The 903-nt window shown below is 66.0% G+C and carries 1 protein-coding gene; it reads left to right on the top strand.

Going from position 1 to position 903, the window contains the following annotated elements:
• Window positions 1-7: 7 nt before the first annotated feature.
• Window positions 8-903 (top strand): alpha/beta hydrolase (locus tag B0920_RS25260; RefSeq protein ID WP_078035462.1); only part of this gene is annotated, 896 nt, incomplete at its 3' end.

Raw genomic sequence — 903 nt, 5'->3', positions numbered from 1 at the left:
CAAATCCATCGCCGCCGCCGCCATCGCTCTCGCCACCGGTGTCGCCGGCGCCGCCGAGCCGACCGTCGATGTGCGCACCCAGCAATTCCTGAAAGCCCTGGAAGGCGGCAAGCCGCTCGAGACCCTGGCGCCGGCCGACGCCCGTGCCGTGCTCGAAGGCGCCCAGAAAAGTGTGAAGCTGAACCTGCCCAAGGCGGACGTCTCCGACAAAGTCATCACCGTCGACGGCAAGCAGATCAAACTGAAGATCGTGCGCCCGGCCGGCCAGAAGGGCGTGCTGCCGGCCTTCATGTTCGTGCACGGCGGCGGCTGGGTGCTGGGCGACTACCCGACCCACGAGCGCCTGGTGCGCGACCTGGTCGAACACTCGGGCGCCGTGGCCGTCTTCGTGGACTACCAGCGCTCGCCGGAAGTGGGCTATGGCGTGGCGATCAACGAGATCTACGCCGCCACCAAGTGGGTCGCCGAACACGGCAAGGAACTGAACATCGACGGCAATCGCCTGGCCGTGGCCGGCAACAGCGTCGGCGGCAACATGGCCACCGTGCTGACCCTGATGGCGAAAGACAAGGGCGGCCCGAAACTGCGCTACCAAGTCCTGATGTGGCCGGTGACCGACGCCAACTTCGAGACCGGTTCGTACAACCAGTTCGCCGAAGGCCACTTCCTGACCAAGAACATGATGAAGTGGTTCTGGGACAGCTACACCAAGGATCCGGCCAAGCGTAACGAGATCTACGCCTCGCCCCTGCGCGCCAGCCTCGACCAGCTGAAAGGCCTGCCGCCGGCCCTGATCCAGACCGCCGAGAACGACGTGCTGCGTGACGAAGGCGAAGCCTACGGCCGCAAGCTCGACCAGGCCGGCGTGCCGGTGACCGTCACCCGCTACAACGGCATGATCCA

Source organism: Massilia sp. KIM, from assembly GCF_002007115.1.
GTDB lineage: Bacteria > Pseudomonadota > Gammaproteobacteria > Burkholderiales > Burkholderiaceae_D > Telluria.
This window is presented reverse-complemented; position numbering and strand designations above follow the sequence as displayed.